Source organism: Actinacidiphila sp. bgisy145 (genome assembly GCF_057708125.1).
Window position 1 is genome coordinate 84,078 of record NZ_JBYIRL010000030.1, and the last position, 17,582, is coordinate 101,659.

Sequence of the window (17,582 nt, forward strand, 5' to 3'; positions counted from 1 at the left end):
GGCACAGGGCTTCGCCCACTACCCTTGTGGCGTGACTATTCGCCTGTACGACACCAACGCGCGCCAGGTTCGTGATTTCGCCCCGCTCACGCCGGGCCGCGTCTCGATCTACCTGTGCGGCGCCACCGTGCAGGCGGCCCCGCACATCGGCCACATCCGGTCGGGGCTCAACTTCGACATCATGCGCCGGTGGTTCCGCTACCGCGGCTACGAAGTGAGCTTCGTCCGCAACGTGACGGACATCGACGACAAGATCATCAAGAAGGCCGCCGAACAGGGCCGCCCCTGGTGGGCGATCGGCTACGAGAACGAGCGCGCCTTCACCGCCGGCTACGACGCGCTCGGCTGCCTCCCGCCGACGTACGAGCCGCGGGCGACCGGCCACGTGCCGGAGATGATCGAGATGATGCGCGGCCTCATCGAGCGCGGCCACGCCTACGTGGCCGACGGGAACGTCTACTTCGACGTGCGCTCGTTCCCCGGCTACCTGGAGCTGTCCAACCAGGAGCTGGACAACCTGCGCCAGCCCGAGGGCGAGGGCGAGACCGGCAAGCGCGACCAGCGGGACTTCGCGATGTGGAAGGCCGCCAAGCCCGGCGAGCCGTCCTGGCCGACCCCTTGGGGCCGCGGCCGGCCCGGCTGGCACCTGGAGTGCTCGGCGATGGCCCACAAGTACCTGGGCAGCGCCTTCGACATCCACGGCGGCGGCATCGACCTGATCTTCCCGCACCACGAGAACGAGATCGCCCAGGCGAAGGCGTACGGCGACGAGTTCGCGCGGTACTGGGTGCACAACGCCTGGGTCACCATGAGCGGCGAGAAGATGAGCAAGTCGCTCGGCAACTCGGTGCTGGTCTCGGAGATGGTGCGGCGCTGGCGGCCGATCGTGCTGCGCTACTACCTGGGCACCCCGCACTACCGGTCGATGATCGAGTACAGCGAGGAGGCCCTGCGCGAGGCCGAGGCGGCGTTCGCCCGGATCGAGGGCTTCGCGCAGCGGGTGGTGGAGAAGGCGGGCACCGTCGAGCCGGCCGCCGAGGTGCCGCCGGCCTTCGCCGAGGCGATGGACGACGACATGGGAGTCCCGCAGGCGCTGGCCGTGGTGCACACCACCGTCCGGCAGGGCAACAGCGCCCTGACCGCCGACGACAAGGAGACCGCGGTCGCGCGACTGGCCGAGGTCCGTGCGATGCTCGGAGTACTGGGCCTGGACCCGCTCGACCCGCACTGGCGCAGCGCCGAGGGCGGCGACGACCTGCACGGCGTCGTCGACTCCCTGGTCCAGCTGGTGCTGGAGCAGCGCCAGTCGGCGCGGTCCCGCAAGGACTACGGCACCGCCGATGCCATCCGCGACCAGCTCGTCCAGGCGGGACTGGAGATCGAGGACACCCCGACCGGCTCGCGCTGGACCCTGCGGGGCTGATCCGTCCACCGGCTCGCGGGCCCCGTGCAGCTTTGCAGCGTTCGACCGAAGAAGAGAGTGTCCGATGGCCGGCAACAGCCAGCGCAGGAACCGCCGTACGTCCAACAAGAAGGGCGCCACGGTCGGCAGTGGCGGGCAGCGCCGCAAGGGCCTTGAGGGCAAGGGCCCGACCCCGCCGGCCGAGGCGCGCAAGGGCCACAAGAAGAACCGGGTCGCCAACGCGCAGGCCCGGCGGACGGTGTCGGCTCAGTCCCGCCGCCCCTCGGGCCGCGGCGCCAAGTCGACGTCGGAGATGGTGGTCGGCCGCAACCCGGTGGTCGAGGCGCTGCGCGCCGACATCCCCGCGACGGCCGTCTACGTCCAGCAGTTCATCGACAACGACGACCGGGTGCGCGAGGCGGTGACGCTCGCCACCGACCGCGGGGTGCCGCTGCTGGAGGCGCCGCGGCCGGAGCTGGACCGGATCACCGCGGGCCTGAACCACCAGGGCCTGGTGCTCCAGATCCCGCCCTACGAGTACGCCCACCCCGAGGACCTGGTGGCGGCCGCGGCCGACCGCGGCGAGGACCCGCTGATCGTGGCGCTCGACGGCGTCACCGACCCGCGCAACCTCGGCGCCGTGGTGCGCTCCGTCGCCGCCTTCGGCGGACACGGCGTGGTGGTGCCCGAGCGGCGCGCGGCGGGGATGACCGCGGGCGCGTGGAAGACGTCGGCGGGCACCGCGGCCCGGGTGCCGGTGGCCCGCGCCACCAACCTGACCCGCACCCTGGAGGCGTACCAGAAGGCCGGGCTGACCGTGGTCGGGCTGGCCGCCGACGGCGACATGGAGTTGCAGGACCTGGAGCTGCTGGACGGCCCGGTGGTCGTGGTGGCCGGGTCCGAGGGCAAGGGGCTGTCCCGGCTGGTCGGCGAGACCTGCGACCTGCTGGTGCGGATTCCCATGCCGGGCGGCGCGGAGTCGCTCAACGCCGGCGTGGCCGCGGGCGTCGTGCTCTACGAGGCGTCCCGCCGCCGCGCCTGACGTACGGCGGCGCCGGGAGCCGACGCCTGCCGTGCTGAGCAGGGGGACGGTCTGCTCAGCACGGGAACTCCCCGCTCAGCAGGGGTAGTCCCACTTTCGGGTGATCGCCCGCAGCGGCTCGGGCACGTCCTCGGGCTTCGGCATCGGGCGCGGCTCCTGGACCCGCCCCGACTTGATCTTGTCGCTCCAGTCGCCCATCGTGACCTGGAACGGGCCGTGGTCCTGCCGTCCGTAACGCACCATCTTGGGTGCCCACTCGACGCCCAGGTACGTACACAGGCGGCGGCACTGCGCCTCGGGGTCGGCGGTCAGGTCCTCGTAGCGCACGGTGATGCCGTCGAGGGTGTCGCGGGCGGCGTCGACCTGCTCGACGTAGCGCCTGATGTGGCGGACGGTCCAGTCGAGGCCCTTGTCGGGGCGGGAGTCCATCTGGGAGGCGACCACCGAGGCGGGGTTGCGCAGCAGGAAGATGAACCGGGCCCGGGGCCACGCCTCGTGCAGCCGCTGCCACAGCTCGGCGTTGCCCGGCGTCTTGTCGACGATGACCTTCTTCTCGCTGCGCACCAGTTCACGGTGGAGCACCCGGTCCCACAGCAGGTGCTCCAGCTCCCGGTGGTCCAGTTCGAGCAGGCCCATCGCCTTCTCCGTGTAGGACTCGCCGTAGGAGAGCTTGAGGGTCCGCAGGTGCATCTCGTGCGGGGCGCGGATGTCGGGGTGGCTGTTGAGCAGCACCCGCAGCAGGGTGGAGCCGGACCGGATCGAGGAGATGACGAACACCGGGTCGGGCACCAGACGGGTGTCCTCGGGCGCGAGGACCGGCGGCGGCGCGGTGATCACCTTCCTGGCCTTGACGCGGACCCGCCGGGCGAGCCGGCGCACTCGGGGGTCGTGCAGGATCATCACACCGCTCCTGGACCGGGACTTGGACTGACCACCGCATCCTGCTGGCCAAATCTTGGTGTCGCCTTGGCGACACCATGGGAAAAGGATGAGATTTCGGTGAAATCCGCGCCGCGCGGGAACGGATCGGGCTGTTCGCCCCTCCGCCTCTCCCGGGCCGCACTCGTCTGACGGGGGACCGTCAGGCAGTGTCCTAAACGACCGTCACTCGGTTAGATGAGTGTGGACACCAGAACACCCCGCACCTCGACGGGGGGAGGGGCGCCCGGGTTTGATGAGCGCGTGCTGACCATGGCACGGGTGCCGAGCGATCCCGCCCAGGTCATCGTCAACCACGCGAGCTTCCGGGTGCAGCTCGGCGCGGCCTCGACCCGCGCCCTCGCCTTCGGGGGCCCGGTACGGACCCCGTCCGTGCGGCGCGGCCGGCCCGTCGTGTGGTCCGGGCACACCTCGCCCGAGTTGACGCAGGCGGTGCGCCGGCAGGCCGATGCCGCCGACGGCCCGGGGAGCGCCGGGGCCGTGACCCAGGTCCTGCCGCGGATCGACGAGACGGCCGTGCTGCCGCCCGCGGTCGCCACGGTGGTCGGCCAGCGCGCCCCGCTGGACGACCCGCTGGTCGCCACCGGCGGCCGCGGCGGAGGCTACCCCGACGGCGCGGACGCCGAGTACGCCGAGTACGCCGAAGACGCTGACGGCCGGTACGGCGACCCGGCGGGCGGTGACGACCGCACCCGCACCCGCCGCCCGCGCGGACGCCGCGACTCCGTCCGGCACGCGTACTACCCGCACCGGCGGATGAACCTCGGCATCGTGCTGCTGCCGCTGCGCGTCTTCCTCGGCTTCGTGTCCATCTACGCGGGCATGGGCAAGCTGTGCGACCCGGTCTACTTCGACGGCGGCAGCCGCGGCTCCATGGTCAAGTGGCTGTCGTCGCTGCACCCGTGGGCCGCCGCCGAGCCGCTGCGCGACGCCGCCCTCAACCACCCGGTGGGCGCGGGCCTGTCCGTCGCCTTCCTCCAGGTCGTGGTCGGTGTGCTCACCGTCTTCGGCCTGTGGCAGCGGGTCGCCGCCGTGTTCGGCGCCGCCGTCTCGATCGCCCTGCTGGTCACCGTCAGCTGGCGGACCGTCCCGGTCTACGACGCACCCGACTTCATCTACCTGGCCGCCTGGAGCCCGCTGGTGATCGCCGGCGCCCCGGTCTACTCCGTCGACGGCCACCTGGCCGGCGACGCCTGGCGCCGGCTCGGCCCCCGCGTCACCCTGTGGGACCTGCGGCGGCGCGTGCTGCGCCGCGGCACCGTGCTCGCCACCGTCACGATCGGCCTGACGCTGCTGGTCGGCTCGGTGCTGGGCGCGGCCGTCCGCGCCAGCACCACCGAGCACGGCCGCACCGGCACCGGGCCGACCCCCGTGAACAACCTGCCCGGTTCGCCGCTGCCGGAGGTCTCCGGCGGTGACAGCGACGGCAGTTCCGGCGCCCCGGACGACGCGAAGCCGTCGCCTGGCCCGAGCACGAGCGGCGCGAGCACGGCGCCCGGCGCGACGCCGAGCCGTACGCACGCGCCGAGCGGCAGCAGCACGCCGCAGAGCACCCACACCACCATCGGCACCGGTGGCGGTTCCACGGGCACGGCGACCGGCAGCGGTTCGGGGTCCGGGTCCGGCGGCTCGTCCGGGGGCTCCTCCGGTGGGAGCGCCCCCGTCACCCAGGCGCCGCCGCCCGTCGCGACCCAGGCGCCCGCGCCGCCCGCGCCGTCGCCGAAGCCGTCGCAGGGCGCGATCGGCGGGCTGCTGGGCAGCGGGCCGCTGCTCGGGCTGTCGGCGGGGCCGGGGCACCAGGAGGGGACGCCGGTGAACACCGCCTGAGCCGGCCGGACCCACGGACAAGGGGCGCCTCCTTCGGAAGGGGGCGCCCCTTGTCCATGTGCGCGGGGTACGGGTGCGCGGGCACGCGGGTACGGGTGCGGTGCCCGGGCAGCGGGCGGCGGGCGGTGCGGCGGGCGGGGCAGCGGTGTCGGGCGGCCCGGGCGGCGGGCGGTGCGGGGGTCAGCCGCGGTGCGAACCCAGTTCCTTGGCCGCCTCGTTGAGGTCCTTCGCGGTGTCGATGGCCCGCCAGTAGGCGCCGTGCGGGATCGGGAAGCCGGCGAGCCGCCGTTCCCGGGCCAGCCGGGGGAAGGTGGTCCGCTCGTGGTCCCCGAGATCGGGCAGCATCGCGGTGAAGGCAGGGGCGAAGACGTACACGCCGGCGTTGATCAGGTACGGCGACGGGGGCGCCTCGATGAAGTCCAGCACCTGGCCGAACTCGTTGGTCTCCACGGCGCCCCAGGGGATGCGGGGACGGGCCAGGGCGAGCGTGGCGACAGCGGCGCGCTCGTGGTGGAACTCGGCCATCTCGTGCAGCGGGAAACGGGTCCAGATGTCGCCGTTGGTGGCGTACCAGGGCTCTTCCGGGCGGGGCAGCGAGGCGGCAGCGTACTTCAGCCCGCCGCCGCGGCCCAGCGGCTCGCGCTCGATGACGGTGGTGACGCTGAGCGGCAGCGGGGTCGCGTCCAGCCACTCCTGGAGGACCTCGGCGAGGTGGCCGCAGGAGATGACGGCGTCCGTGACGCCTTCGGCGGCGAGCCAGGCCAGCTGGTGGCCGATGATCGGCGTGCCCGTGCCGGGGATCTCCACCATCGGCTTGGGGCGGTCGTCGGTGTACGGCCGCAGCCGCGAGCCCTGCCCGCCGGCGAGCAGGACCGCCTGGGTGACCGGGGTGGGGGCGGGCGGGGCGGAGTTACCGGGGTGCTGGTCGGCGCGGGTCATGCAGCGCACCCTATGCGACGGGAGGCGTACGGCCCGGGTGCTGCGGGCCGTACGCCTGTCCGCGTCCGGGTGTTCCGTCGATGGGCGCCGACTGCCGCCGTACCGGCCGCTGTTGTGCCCGCGGCCGTCGTACGGGGCTGTCCGCGGAGGCGTGCGTGCCGTGCTTGGCCGCTGCCTCGCCGCTCGTTGCTGATGGTTGCCGCTGGTTGCTGATGGTCGCCGTTGGCCGTTGTCGGTCGCTGCCGGTCAGCCGACGGACGCGACGCCGGTCGCGAACGACGTGTCGCAGACCGGCCGGGACCACGCCTGTGCGCGGTGGGCGGCGCCGTCGTACTTCGCGACGGCGGCGCGGCCCAGCGAGCGGGCGATGTCGACGCAGTACCGCGCGAGGCTGGGCTGCTTGGCCATGGCCACCTGGAGGTCGGTCAGGGCGACGCCCGGGTCCTTCTCCTGGAGTTCGGCCAGCAGCTTCTGGCGCAGCGCCTCCTGGGGCGCGAGGGATGCCTGCTTCTTCGACGACGCCGCGGTCAGCACCTGTCCGTCCGACGGCGAGGAGGAGGCCCACGGCACGCGGGCGACGGCGAGCGTCCCCGACAACACGAGGACGACCGGAAGAACGAGCGCGAATGTCTTGCCGAGACGGCGAGCTACCTGGTTCACGCATCGGATCGTAGCGACTGGTAATGATTTGGCGACATTTAGTCACTCTGACGAGGGAGGTGAAACAGGGCAGCCGCAGTCACGGTGTTGACGAACGCACCCGAAAGGCCGGTTTTGCGGATGAACGCCCGGTAGCGGGGCAGGGGCTGCGCGGGCCGCGAAACGCGGCGGGCCGGTACGTCCGCGTGGGACGTACCGGCCCGCCGAAGTGCCGTCTGCGCGTCAGTCGCTGAGGCGCTCGCCGGTGGAGGTCGCGAAGACGTGGGTCTCGCCCGGGCGCGGCACGACGTGCAGCACGGCGCCCTTCTCCGGGATCTCGCGGCCGCCGACGCGGAGCACCAGGTCCTTGTGCTCGCCGCCGACCTCGGCGGAGCCGTACACGTAACCGTCGGCGCCGAGTTCCTCGACGACGTTGACGGTCACGGCCAGGCCCTCCGGGCCCTCCTTGGACAGGCCCGCGGCGCCGCCCGAGGTGACGTCGAAGTGCTCGGGACGCACACCGACGGTGACCGTCTTGTCACCCTTGTCGGCCGCGGCCTTGACCGCCTCGCGCGCCACGTTCACCACGGTGTTGCCGAACTTCACGCCGCCGTCGGTGATCGGGACCTCGACGAGGTTCATCGCCGGGGAGCCGATGAAGCCCGCGACGAAGAGGTTCGCCGGGCGGTCGTACATGTTGCGGGGGCTGTCGACCTGCTGGAGCAGACCGTCCTTGAGCACCGCCACGCGGTCGCCCATCGTCATGGCCTCGACCTGGTCGTGGGTGACGTAGACGGTGGTGACGCCCAGCCGGCGCTGGAGGCTGGCGATCTGGGTACGGGTCTGCACACGGAGCTTCGCGTCGAGGTTCGACAGCGGCTCGTCCATGAGGAAGACCTGCGGCTCACGCACGATCGCGCGGCCCATCGCGACACGCTGCCGCTGACCACCGGAGAGCGCCTTCGGCTTCCGCGAGAGGTACTCGGTCAGGTCGAGGATCTTCGCGGCCTCCTCGACCCGCTTGCGGATGTCGGCCTTGTTGACGCCGGCGATCTTCAGGGCGAAGCCCATGTTGTCCGCGACGGTCATGTGCGGGTACAGCGCGTAGTTCTGGAACACCATCGCGATGTCCCGGTCCTTGGGCGGCAGGTGCGTGACGTCGCGCTCACCGATGCGGATGGCGCCGGCGTTGACGTCCTCCAGCCCCGCGAGCATGCGGAGCGAGGTCGACTTGCCGCAGCCGGACGGGCCGACGAGTACCAGGAACTCGCCGTCCCCGACCTCGATGTCGAGGCCGTCGACCGCGGGCTTGTCGCCGCCCGGGTAGATCCGGGTCGCCTTGTCGAACGTGACAGTTGCCATGACTGTGACAGTCCCTTCACCGGCAGGAACGTGCCGGACGATCCGAGTAAAGGAACCTCCCGGAGCAGCTCCGGAGGTGTTCCGCGAAATCGAACAGCCCACCTGATCAGCGGGCTCACCGTGACGCTACCTGCCGATTTCCGTCTTGTCACCAGCCGCAGGGACAGGATTTTCCCCGACCCCGGCACCCCCGGCCCGGTACACTGACCCCCGCGCCTCCTTAGCTCAGCTGGCCAGAGCGACGCTCTTGTAAAGCGTAGGTCGTCGGTTCGAACCCGACAGGGGGCTCTTCCGCAGGCCCGGGTCGGACCGTCTCCGACCCGGGCTCGCGTGCTGTCACCGCGGCTCTTCCGCGCCGGCCGGCTCGGCCGGATCGACTTCGAACCGGACCTCCGCGAGCAGCTCGGCCACCTTGCCGGCCACCTCCGCGGCGCCGGGGGCGTGCACCGCGAAGTAGCCGATGCGTTGCCAACCGTCACGGCAGACCGGGATCACGTCGTCCGGGGCGACCTTGATCCTGTGCAGGAAGACCGCCGGGTCCTCGGCCAGCCGCGCCGCGCCGCGCACCTCGCGGAGCTTTCCGGCCGGCGGGTGGAACCACCGTACGGACGCGGTGGAGGTGGGCGGACCGGGCAGTTCCGGGTCCAGGCCGGCCAGCAGGCGGATCTGGTCGCCGTACATGGAGAAGCCGTCGTAGCTGCGTTCGGCGAGTTCGGGGGTGAAGGCCCCGGGCACGCGGGCGGCGCACTCGATGAGGTGGGGCACGCCGTCGAGCACCTTCCACTCGGAGTGGACGGTGCCGTCGGCGACGCCCAGCGCGGCGACCAGCAGGCGCGCGGAGCGGATGACGGCGGCGTACTCCTCGGACGGGATCGGCGCAGGCACCGTGACGGCGAGGATGGGGAAGTACGGACCGGTGGCCGTCGACATCAGGTCGACGGTGTCGAAGACGACCTCGCCGTCGCGCACCAGGGTCTCGGCCGATACCTGGTAGCCGCCCACGAACTCCTCCGCGATGTAGTTCAGCTCACGCGGCCGGCCGGTGACCGTACGCACCTCGTCCGCGGTGCTGCACTCATGCCAGGCCCACGCGACATCCTCGGCCCGGTCCACTCGCACGACACCGACGGAGGCGTGCCGGTTGGACGGTTTGACGACGACGGGGGTGCCGCGGAAGAAGGCGGCCAGATCCCGATTGGCCGAGCACCGCGAACGCCAGCGCCACCGGAGCCATGGCGCTGCCGATCAGCGACACCGAGGTCCCCAGGTAGTACCAGCGGAAGCCGGGGAGGCGGAACAAGTTCGGCGGTGCGGCTGCATCCGGTGCCGGCTCTGCTTTCGCCGTCTCTGGGGGTTCGGCCGGAATTCCTGTTGTCATCTGCGGGCTTTCTCCGGAGTGCTCCGTGGCGTTCGTTCGCCCCGAACTCGTCCTGGACTGGTGCGGCGTGTGTCGGCGGTCGGTAGTGGGTGTTCCGGTCGCGGGCGTCGGTGGCGGGTCAGGTGCGGTCGTCGGCGGGCAGAGCGGACAGGGCGGGCAGGCGTCCCGCGGCGAGGGCTTGCCGGAGGGTCGGCGCGGACCCGTCGCGCGGACCGACCTTGAGGGCCAGCGGCTTGCCGTACCGGTCCGTGGACGGCCAGTCGATCCCCAGCCCGGGATCGAGCGGGTTGACGCTGTGTTCGCGGTCGGGCATGAAGGGCTGCGAGCAGACGTAGACCAGGGTGGAGCGGTCCGCCAGGCTGACGTACGCGTGGCCCAGGCCCTCGCTGAGGTACACCGCGTGGCGGTCGACGTCGTCCAGCACGGTCCCCTCCCACTGTCCGAAGGTGGGTGAGCCCACGCGCAGGTCCACCACGACGTCCCACACCGCACCGGACACGCAGTGCAGGTACTTCGCCTGCCCGGGCGGCAGGTCGCCGTAGTGGACGCCGAAGACGCTACCCGCCCGTGCCACTGTCACGTTGAGATGGCCGAGTGTGGCCGGCCGGCCGGCCGACCGCGGCGGCGAACTCCGGTGCGCTGTAGGGCTCGACGTGCACACCGCGCTCACCGCTGAGCACCGGCGCCGCGAAGAGCCAGGCCCCTGTGATACCCAACTCACGGACGTCCACCGGTGGCCTCCGTCCCGCTGTCCTGGTCGACGACGACTGCCACCCGCGCCAGCAACGCGTCCGCCTGGGCGTTGACGGCGGCGTCGTCCCTGCCGTGGACGACTAAGTGCCCGACCCGTCCCTTGTTCGACTGCGGGCCGGTCACGGCACTGCCCAGCGACCGGGTGACCTGGACCAGGTGCACCTCGCCGCCGGGTTCGGGCAGGTTCCGCAACTCCTTCAGCACGCCCGGGGCCGGCGAGACCACCAACCGGGACACGGCGTGCCCGCTGTGACGCGGTTCGACGTCGACCGGCCGACCGAGCGCCAGGTCGACACTGGCCCGCGGCATGCTGACGCCGAGGGCGAGTTCGACCAGCACACCGATACGGCCGGTTCCGATCCGGGCCGCGGCCTCGATCACCTTGCAGTCGCCGTCGGGTGTGACGATCACCTCCGTGTGCGAGACGCTGTCCGTGATGCCGAGCGCCGCCAGCGTCCGCGTCGCCTCCGCGAGCACGCGGTCTTCGAGTTCCGGGGCGAGGTGCGTGGGCAGGGAGTGGCCGATCTCGACGCGGTGCGCGCCGGGCGTCGTGATCTTCCGGGTGATCGCCAGGTGTCGGCTGTGCCCGTCCTGGGTCACCGACTCGATGCTGTACTCCTGCCCGGCGACGTACTCCTGGACCAGGACCCGGTCGTCGAGCGCGATGCCGAGCGGCGCCGTCTCCCCGCCCTGCCGCCGTGCCGCGGCATACACCTCGGGCAGCCGGAGCGGATCGGACACGACGCTCACGCCGTTGGACCCGGCGTTCGCTGCGGGCTTCACGACCACGGGCAACGCGAGCCGGTCCGGGACGAGGCCGAGCAGTTCGGCCTCGGACCGCCACCCGGGTCGAGGGGGCGCGCACGCCGTGCGCCGCGAATCGGGCGGCCATCACCGCCTTGTTGCGTGGGCCGTCCGCGAGGTCCGGGTCATTGCCCGGCAGTTTCAGCCGTCCGCAGAGCCGCGCGGCCAGAGGCGTGAGGTACTCGTTGCCCGTGTGGATGCCGTCGATGTGTGCGCGGCCGCGTAGTCGGCGAGTTCGTCCGTGATGTCCCGGGCGGCGAAGTCGACGACGGGGTTCGCGTGGACGGCGCCCCAGACTGGCTCGCCGTCCGGCGGCCGCACCCGCGTGGTGGCGCAGTGCACCTCGTGGCCGAGTGCCGCGGCGGTGGTGACCACGGCCTCGGTGTCCGGTCGCAGCCGCCGTCCCTCGACGGTCTCCAGCACCGGGTGCCGAGTCCGGCTGATCCGGCCGAGCCGCTCCAGGCCCGCGCTGGCGTGCCATTCGTACGACGCCTCGCGCAGGTACCGTTCGCTCCCCGGGGGCAGCTCCGCGAGCAGGGGAGCGGCAGGCCCGGCGCGGACCCGGGGCGGGCGGCCGGAATGCGGAAACCCCGGCTCGGAGGGATTCCGAACCGGGGTTCCGGGTGGGTGGACGCGGCGGCGGTGCCTTGGGCGGGGCAGGGGTCAGTGGGCCTTTTCGTACGCTTCCCGTACCGTCGCCGGGACCCGGCCGCGGTCGTTGATGTCGTAGCCCTGCTCCTTGGCCCAGGCCCGCACGGCGGCGGAGTCGTCGTCCTTGGCCGGGCGGGTCGCCGCGCCCCGGGGACGGCGGCCGCGGCCGGTGCCGGCGTCGCGGACCCGGCGGGCGCCCTCTGCGTGGAGGAAGGGGCTCAGCGCCTCCATCAGCTTGTCGTGGCTGTCCGGCGTGAGATCGATCTCGACCCCCGCGCCGTTGACCAGAATCGTGTACGTGTCGATCTCTGCGGACTCTTCCCCGGTGAGGTCATCGGTGTAGAGAGTCACTACCTTCTGTGCCATGCGAGGGACGATATGGCCTCGCACCTGGCCTTGGGTAGTCGCCCCTCACCGGAAGGACGCCGGGCCCTCTCCGCTGCGGTGCGCGCGACGTCCCGGCGGGGCGGGCCCGGGCTCATCGCCAGCGCCAGCAGACGGTGTAGGCGAAGGTCGGGTAGTCGTTGGAGCGCCACCACACGGAGGCGTCGCCCTGGCAGAAGGCGGGGTCGTCGTAGGTGTTGGTGCGCCCCGAGACGTAGACGTTGGACTTCGCGCAACTGCCGACGTTGGTGAAGGTGTTGCCCGACTTGACCAGGCACTCGTTGCGCGTCGCGTAGCCGGCGTCGTCGGGGTACTGCATGGACAGGCACAGCAGCACGTCGAGGCCGGAGTTGCCGGGGACGGTCATGGTGCGCCACTGGTTGTAGTGCGGCCAGTTCTCGCACTTCGAGTGGGCTGTCGTGCCGTGGTAGACGGCCAGGACCTTGAAGGTGCCGGTCGAGCAGGGCAGCGTCGACCACTCGTCGGCGCCGGGTGCGCCGAACACGCAGTCGCCCTGGGAGGCGTGGAACGAGCTGCCACCGGAACTGAGGTAGCTCAGGCACAGCACGCGGTCGTAGGCGGTGGACGAGACGCTCTCGTCGCTGTCGGTGACGCCGTCGCAGCTCTTCAGGTCGGTGGTGTCGCTGTTGACCTGGACGACTTTGAAGGTCCCTGTTGTGCAGGAGGTCGTGCTCAGGTCGGCGTGGGCGCTGCCACCGGCGTCGTCGAAGCAGTCGCCGACTGCCGCAGTGGCTATGGGGTCGGTGGGCGTGGGGGACGGGGTGTCGGGGTCGGTCGACGGGTCGTCGCTCGGGTTGTCCGACGGGTCGCCGCCCGGATCGCCGATGCTGCCCAGGTCGTCGCCGGTGTCGTACGGGTCGGCCGAGGTGGTGCCGGGGTCGGGGAAGGGTGTGTCGCTCCGGCCGGGGTCGGTGGCGGGGGTGTCGGCCTGCGACTGGGCATGGTGGTGGTGGCCGGTCGCGATGAGGAGGACCAGGATCAGGATTCCCGCGAGGATGCCGGCGGCCTGCTTGATGCCGGCGGCGGCGGTGCGGGTGCGGGGGTGGGGGCGGCCGGGTCCGGAGCCGGGGGAGCCGGGGCCGTGGGTGGCGACGCCCGGTCCGTTGGGCTGCCCGGGGGGCCGCTGGTTCGCGCCCGCCGTCGGGGTGCCCTTCTTCCGGCCGCCGGTGGGCGGCTGGTTGGTCGTGGTGGCGGCGGTCGACGTGAGCTGCTCGGCCCAGGCCGCCGGGGTGGGCCGGGTCGCCGGGGTAGGGGCGAGGGAGGCGCGCGCCAGGTCGCCGAGGGCGGTACCGGCCCGGGCGAGCCGGGCGGGGTCCGTCGTCGCCTGGTCGCGGGCGAACAGGCGGACGGCCAGCAGGGCGAGCTTGTAGGTGTCGCTCGCGGGGGTGGCGCGCTCCTCGCCGTTCGGGATCTGCCAGTCCGGTGTCTCCGCCTGCGGCAGCACACTGGTGCCGTTCAGCCGCATGGCGTCGCTGTCGATGAGGAAGCACTCGGGCCGGGGCGTCAGCGTGAACAGCAGGTTCTTCGGGGAGACGTCCCCGACGGCCACCCCCAGCTTGTGGAGGCGGTCCAGGGTCGCGGCGAGGTCGGCGAGGAGCAGCAGCCGGTCGCGGTCGCCCACGGACAGGCCGATCCCGGCGACGTAGGTGTCGTCGTTGAGGAGGTACTCCACCGTGGCCAGCCGCCGCGGCCCCGTGCTCGCACCGGCCAGCGTCCGCAGCGTGAAGTGGAAGCGGTCGGGGACGGCCCGCATCAGGAACCCGCCGGCCAGGCCCTGGCGTTTGACCACGACCGCCGGCCACGCGGTCTTCTCGCACAGCCAGCGGGCTTCCCCCTCGGGGAGCCGGCCGAGCAGCGCCACGGCCGCGTCGAGCGCCCGGGCGTCCAGGTCGGGCAGCGCCGCGGGGCCGTACTCCTTGTAGACGACCTCCCAACCGCCGTCCGGCGCCGACTTGTTGATGCGCTTGTTGCGCACCTGGTGGACGGTGCCCTGGCCGCCCTGGCCGAGGCGGTCGCCCAGCACCAGGGCGGCGGCGTCGACGGACGCGGGGCCGGCGGCGGTCATCTCGGCCCGGCCCCGGGCGGCGGTCCCGGGTTCGTCCGGGGCCATACGGCCAGCAGCGTGCGGTCGTCGTCGAACGTCTCGCGGGAGAAGTCCAGCACGTGGGCGAGCCACAACGGCGGCGGGGGTACGGCCAGGTGGCGGGCGAAGAGCGCGCCGACCGCGCCGTCCCCGTCGCCGAGCGGATCGCCGAAACCGTCGGTGCCCGCGAGCAGCAGCCAGGGGTCGCCCAGCTGGAAGGCTGCCTGTTCGGGCTGGGCGGGGACGTGCGGCAGCGGCGCCACCTCGTTCGTGACCAGCGCGTCTGTCGCGCCGCCGGTCTTGGTGCCGAACAGCGCCCGGTAGTGGCCGCCGGCCCGGTCCAGCAGCCAGGCACCGGAGTCGCCGATGCGGAAAACCTCGACGCGCGGGCCGTTGGCGGCGGGGCGGACCGTGCCGGCCACCACGGTGGTCGCGTACAGCCGGGCCACGTCGTCGGGCGTCACGTCGGCGGTGCCCAGCCGCCACCGGGCCAGCTCTTCGAGGCGGGCGGCGGCGTAGGAGGCGACATCGGCCAGGTCGAGGGGGCCGGGGGACTGGCTGAGCAGGTGCAGCATCCGCTCGACGCAGGCCCGGCTCGCCTCGACGGCGCCCTGGTGCGACTCGGTGGCGCTGGAGACGCCGTCGGCGACGACGAACACCACGCTGCCCGTCGCCTCGTGCACCGCGGCCCGCGCGGCGTCCTGGCGCGGCTGCCGGTAGTAGCGGTGCTTCGCGCCGCGGATCGAGGCGAACCGGACCGTGAGGTGGTCGGTGGACCAGCCGTCGCACTCGCTGTCGGGGAAGTCGAACGCGTACTGGTCAGGGGGCCGCGCCTCGAACTCCATCCCGGGGATGTCGACGGTGATCCGCTGCCAGGGCTGCGGGCCGCCGTCCGCGGCAGCGGCTGCGGTCGGCACGGTGGTTGCGGGGGCGTGCGGTGGTGCGGGTGGCGGCACGGGGCTCCCGGACGGGTTGCGCCGCGGGTCGGTGGGAGTCACAGGCCGACCTCGTCGATCGCCAGCGTGAACTGGTCGGGTTGGTTGACGACGAGCTGCGGTGCGGCCGAGTTCAGCGCGTGGCCGGTCGCCACCAGGCTCGTCGTCAGGGAGTGGAAGAACTCCGCGACCGCCTTGCCGATGTCGGTGCCGGGTTTGGCCACGAACGCGAACTCCGGCCGGGTCGCGACGTCGACCATGGTTTGCGCCAGCGCGTCGCCGATGCCGCAGGCGATGATGTTCGGCGCAGTCGGGGTCCGTTCCCGGTCCACCAGGGCGGCGTGCGCGGAGTGCCAGTCGGTGCCGTCGGTGGGCTGGCCGTCGCTGAGGAAGAAGATCACCGGGCGGTGCACCTTGTAGCCGTCGCCCCGCAGCCACTGCACGTCGGACGGGATGCGCTGGAGCATGTCGTCGAACACGGCCCGGTAGCTGGTCATCCCGCGGATCGCCACCTGCGGCAGGGAGGTCTCGGTGCGCATGTCGGCCACGGCGAGCCGCACCTGCACGTCGTCGGAGAAGCCGAGCACCGCCAGCCGCAGCTTCGCCGCGACCATCGGCTCCGCGCGCAGCCCCTCGCACAGCGACGTCACCCCGCCTTGCAGGTCGCCCAGATACGGCCCCATCGACGCCGACTCATCGGCCACGACATAGGTCGGCAGCAGCACGCCCTTCGTCTCCGCCATCGCAATCCGCCTCCTCGCACTTGCTCGCTCATGTGGTGTGCGGGCCCCGCCCGTCGCTGCCGCGGCCGGCGCCCCGCACCTCCGATGCTGCTGGCCGGTCCGCCGAGTTCCCAGGTCACGGGACCCGTCATATGTGGCCGATCGGCTTGGCGCGTCGCAGGCGGCACCTCCTGCTGCCGACGGGGCTACCGGGGCGGTCACTTGGCCGTGTCCGCGGCTCGGCCCGGTGAACGGCGGGGCTGTGGCAGACTCGGCCCACCGGCCGGCGACCGACTGTTGGGGGACAGCATGCGAACCGGGACTGCACGGTGGCGGGTAGGGGCGGTCGTTGCCGTCTTGGTCGGAGCGCTTGCGGCCTGCGGGAGCAGCGGCGGAACCAAGTCCGACCCGACGCCGACCCCCGATCCGCCGGTGTCCGTCCACTTGGACGCGATCGACACCTACGCCCGCGGCACGGACGGCCTGCTGGCGATGTCCGTGCACACCAACAGCGCCCACCCGCCGCAGGCGAAGGTCACCCTGCGCTTCGACGTCCCGGCCGGAAAGTCGCTGAAGACGCAGTACGAGCCGCAGGGCTCCACCGGTTGGGACGGCTGGCCCGCTCTCGAACTGACCCGCTCCGCCGGTCCGACGGCCGGACTCGACACGCTGACCGGCAGCTACACGGTGCCCCTCGACGACAACGGCCTCTGGCGCGTCTACCTCAACCCGCAGTACGGGCCGTCCCGCGCGGACGACGCGGTGGCGGTGCACGTGACCCTCAGCGCCGCCGGCCGCACCCTGGCGACCGACAGTGTGCAGGCCCCACTCGCCGCGGTGACCGTCACCGAGGTCGGCGCACCCGGACACGGCACCACCCTGCACCGCAGTGGAACCTGGTCCGAGGCGACGTACGAGGTCCGCAACAACTCCACCCGGGACATCGCACCCCTGAACGCCGGGCTCGATATCTCCCCGTGCGACCCGGACACCGTCATCAGCTGCGACCCCACCGGCGACCAGGTGGCCGACGGCTTCACCGTCCAGCGGTACGACGGCCACCGCTGGGTCTCGGCCGGGCCGGGCAACGGCTCCGCAGTCCGGGTGCTGAGCACCTCCCTCAAGGCAGGCGCCACCGTCCGTGTTCGGGTCCGGCTTCGGGTCGCCCCCGACTCCGACCTCGGCAAGGACGTCGACAGGGTCAACGTCGGCCTCGCCGCCGCCGGGAAGATGCCCGGCGCGAAAACCTCCTCGTTCGACTCCGCCACCCGGACGTTCGACATCGCCCGGTGACGCCCGCGGCCCGCGCCGGGATCAGCAACCGGCGGAGGACGCCGACCGGTTCGCGCTGACTCCGACCGCCCGTCGGCCGCCACCCGCCCTGCGGGCTTGCCCGGGGGTCCTTCCGCAGCAACCCCTTCGGTGACGCGTGCCCGGGCGGGGTGGTGGGGGCCGAAGCGGGGTTCGTAAAACGTATTGACAAACTCCATTGCCTGTTCGTAGGTTCGTACGGCGCCACGCCGACGCCTACCGTGCGGGGGACTCGGCCGCCGTTCACCCGGCGCCGCGACGTCTGGTCGCCGGCACCGCAGGAACCCGATCGCCTTGCCTGTCCCGCCTAGCGCTGATGGGAGCGTGCAACGACGTTGGCCACCGACATCCGCCGGGCGCCCACCGCTCGTGTCGCCCTGGGGAAGCGTT

16 protein-coding genes and 1 tRNA gene are annotated in these 17,582 nt (G+C 72.6%); 5 read left to right on the forward strand and 12 right to left on the reverse strand.

The genetic code is table 11. From position 1 onward, the window contains the following. The first annotated feature begins 31 nt into the window (after positions 1-31). Together cysS and rlmB are read left to right on the forward strand one after the other, a co-directional pair. On the forward strand, positions 32-1,423 hold the full coding sequence (cysS, locus tag AC3ERT_RS25535) for a cysteine--tRNA ligase (protein WP_435132715.1): 1,392 nt from the start codon (positions 32-34) through the stop codon (positions 1,421-1,423). Positions 1,424-1,487: 64 nt separating this feature from the next. Beyond that, positions 1,488-2,444 carry a 23S rRNA (guanosine(2251)-2'-O)-methyltransferase RlmB gene (gene rlmB, locus AC3ERT_RS25540; protein ID WP_335981319.1) on the forward strand — a complete coding sequence of 319 codons (957 nt, stop codon included), beginning with the start codon at positions 1,488-1,490 and terminating at the stop codon, positions 2,442-2,444. A gap of 75 nt (positions 2,445-2,519) precedes the next feature. On the opposite strand, the gene AC3ERT_RS25545 is transcribed toward rlmB, so the two are convergent. Beyond that, positions 2,520-3,344 carry a sulfotransferase family protein gene (locus tag AC3ERT_RS25545; RefSeq protein ID WP_435177008.1) on the reverse strand — a complete coding sequence of 275 codons (825 nt, stop codon included), beginning with the start codon at positions 3,342-3,344 and terminating at the stop codon, positions 2,520-2,522. A 216-nt stretch (positions 3,345-3,560) separates the two neighbouring features. Here AC3ERT_RS25545 and AC3ERT_RS25550 point away from each other — a divergent pair, with 216 nt between their 5' ends. Further along, positions 3,561-5,210 (forward strand): DoxX family protein, encoded by a 1,650-nt coding sequence (locus AC3ERT_RS25550; RefSeq protein WP_435177010.1) that lies wholly within the window; start codon positions 3,561-3,563, stop codon positions 5,208-5,210. A gap of 180 nt (positions 5,211-5,390) precedes the next feature. Here the strand turns inward: AC3ERT_RS25550 and AC3ERT_RS25555 are convergent, their stop codons facing one another. The 3 genes from AC3ERT_RS25555 to AC3ERT_RS25565 form a co-directional block, all read right to left on the reverse strand. Beyond that, a complete protein-coding gene (locus tag AC3ERT_RS25555) occupies positions 5,391-6,149 on the reverse strand; it encodes a nucleotidyltransferase family protein (RefSeq protein ID WP_335981326.1) in 759 nt (252 codons plus the stop codon). Between the two features lie 246 nt (positions 6,150-6,395). Beyond that, positions 6,396-6,809 carry a hypothetical protein gene (locus AC3ERT_RS25560; RefSeq protein WP_335981329.1) on the reverse strand — a complete coding sequence of 138 codons (414 nt, stop codon included), beginning with the start codon at positions 6,807-6,809 and terminating at the stop codon, positions 6,396-6,398. Positions 6,810-7,031: 222 nt separating this feature from the next. Continuing rightward, positions 7,032-8,150 carry an ABC transporter ATP-binding protein gene (locus AC3ERT_RS25565; RefSeq protein ID WP_335981331.1) on the reverse strand — a complete coding sequence of 373 codons (1,119 nt, stop codon included), beginning with the start codon at positions 8,148-8,150 and terminating at the stop codon, positions 7,032-7,034. 214 nt (positions 8,151-8,364) lie between these two features. Here AC3ERT_RS25565 and AC3ERT_RS25570 point away from each other — a divergent pair. Beyond that, positions 8,365-8,438: transfer RNA gene (locus AC3ERT_RS25570), tRNA-Thr, on the forward strand. A 48-nt stretch (positions 8,439-8,486) separates the two neighbouring features. Here AC3ERT_RS25570 and AC3ERT_RS25575 read toward each other — a convergent pair. From AC3ERT_RS25575 to AC3ERT_RS25610, 8 genes are all read right to left on the reverse strand, one after another. After that, a complete protein-coding gene (locus AC3ERT_RS25575) occupies positions 8,487-9,338 on the reverse strand; it encodes an ATP-grasp domain-containing protein (protein ID WP_435177048.1) in 852 nt (283 codons plus the stop codon). Between the two features lie 308 nt (positions 9,339-9,646). Continuing rightward, complete coding sequence (locus tag AC3ERT_RS25580; RefSeq protein ID WP_435177012.1) at positions 9,647-10,108, reverse strand: dTDP-4-dehydrorhamnose 3,5-epimerase family protein; 462 nt, start codon at positions 10,106-10,108, stop codon at positions 9,647-9,649. A 137-nt stretch (positions 10,109-10,245) separates the two neighbouring features. Then, a complete protein-coding gene (locus AC3ERT_RS25585; protein ID WP_435177050.1) occupies positions 10,246-11,106 on the reverse strand; it encodes an ATP-grasp domain-containing protein in 861 nt (286 codons plus the stop codon). A gap of 120 nt (positions 11,107-11,226) precedes the next feature. Beyond that, positions 11,227-11,508, reverse strand: coding sequence for a hypothetical protein (locus AC3ERT_RS25590; protein WP_435177014.1), 282 nt, complete (start codon positions 11,506-11,508; stop codon positions 11,227-11,229). Between the two features lie 240 nt (positions 11,509-11,748). Then, positions 11,749-12,102 carry a histone-like nucleoid-structuring protein Lsr2 gene (locus tag AC3ERT_RS25595; RefSeq protein ID WP_335981376.1) on the reverse strand — a complete coding sequence of 118 codons (354 nt, stop codon included), beginning with the start codon at positions 12,100-12,102 and terminating at the stop codon, positions 11,749-11,751. A 112-nt stretch (positions 12,103-12,214) separates the two neighbouring features. After that, positions 12,215-14,251: an LppU/SCO3897 family protein gene (locus AC3ERT_RS25600; protein ID WP_435177016.1), complete on the reverse strand. Its 2,037-nt coding sequence runs from the start codon at positions 14,249-14,251 to the stop codon at positions 12,215-12,217. Next, a complete protein-coding gene (locus AC3ERT_RS25605; protein WP_435177018.1) occupies positions 14,203-15,141 on the reverse strand; it encodes a protein phosphatase 2C domain-containing protein in 939 nt (312 codons plus the stop codon). Before AC3ERT_RS25605 ends, AC3ERT_RS25600 begins: the two co-directional genes overlap by 49 nt. A 77-nt stretch (positions 15,142-15,218) precedes the next feature. After that, complete coding sequence (locus tag AC3ERT_RS25610; RefSeq protein WP_335981382.1) at positions 15,219-15,902, reverse strand: vWA domain-containing protein; 684 nt, start codon at positions 15,900-15,902, stop codon at positions 15,219-15,221. A 411-nt stretch (positions 15,903-16,313) separates the two neighbouring features. On the opposite strand from AC3ERT_RS25610, the gene AC3ERT_RS25615 reads away from it, so the two are divergent. Beyond that, positions 16,314-17,174, forward strand: a complete 861-nt coding sequence (locus AC3ERT_RS25615) for a hypothetical protein (RefSeq protein ID WP_435177020.1) — start codon at positions 16,314-16,316, stop codon at positions 17,172-17,174. Positions 17,175-17,582: the final 408 nt, after the last annotated feature.

Coding starts and splice junctions, on each gene's coding strand:
- AC3ERT_RS25595 (WP_335981376.1), bottom strand. CDS start 12,102: ATGGCACAGAAGGTAGTGACTCTCTACACCGATGACCTCACCGGGGAA.
- AC3ERT_RS25550 (WP_435177010.1), top strand. CDS start 3,561: ATGAGTGTGGACACCAGAACACCCCGCACCTCGACGGGGGGAGGGGCG.
- AC3ERT_RS25545 (WP_435177008.1), bottom strand. CDS start 3,344: ATGATCCTGCACGACCCCCGAGTGCGCCGGCTCGCCCGGCGGGTCCGC.
- AC3ERT_RS25555 (WP_335981326.1), bottom strand. CDS start 6,149: ATGACCCGCGCCGACCAGCACCCCGGTAACTCCGCCCCGCCCGCCCCC.
- AC3ERT_RS25600 (WP_435177016.1), bottom strand. CDS start 14,251: ATGGCCCCGGACGAACCCGGGACCGCCGCCCGGGGCCGGGCCGAGATG.
- AC3ERT_RS25565 (WP_335981331.1), bottom strand. CDS start 8,150: ATGGCAACTGTCACGTTCGACAAGGCGACCCGGATCTACCCGGGCGGC.
- rlmB (WP_335981319.1), top strand. CDS start 1,488: ATGGCCGGCAACAGCCAGCGCAGGAACCGCCGTACGTCCAACAAGAAG.
- AC3ERT_RS25610 (WP_335981382.1), bottom strand. CDS start 15,902: ATGGCGGAGACGAAGGGCGTGCTGCTGCCGACCTATGTCGTGGCCGAT.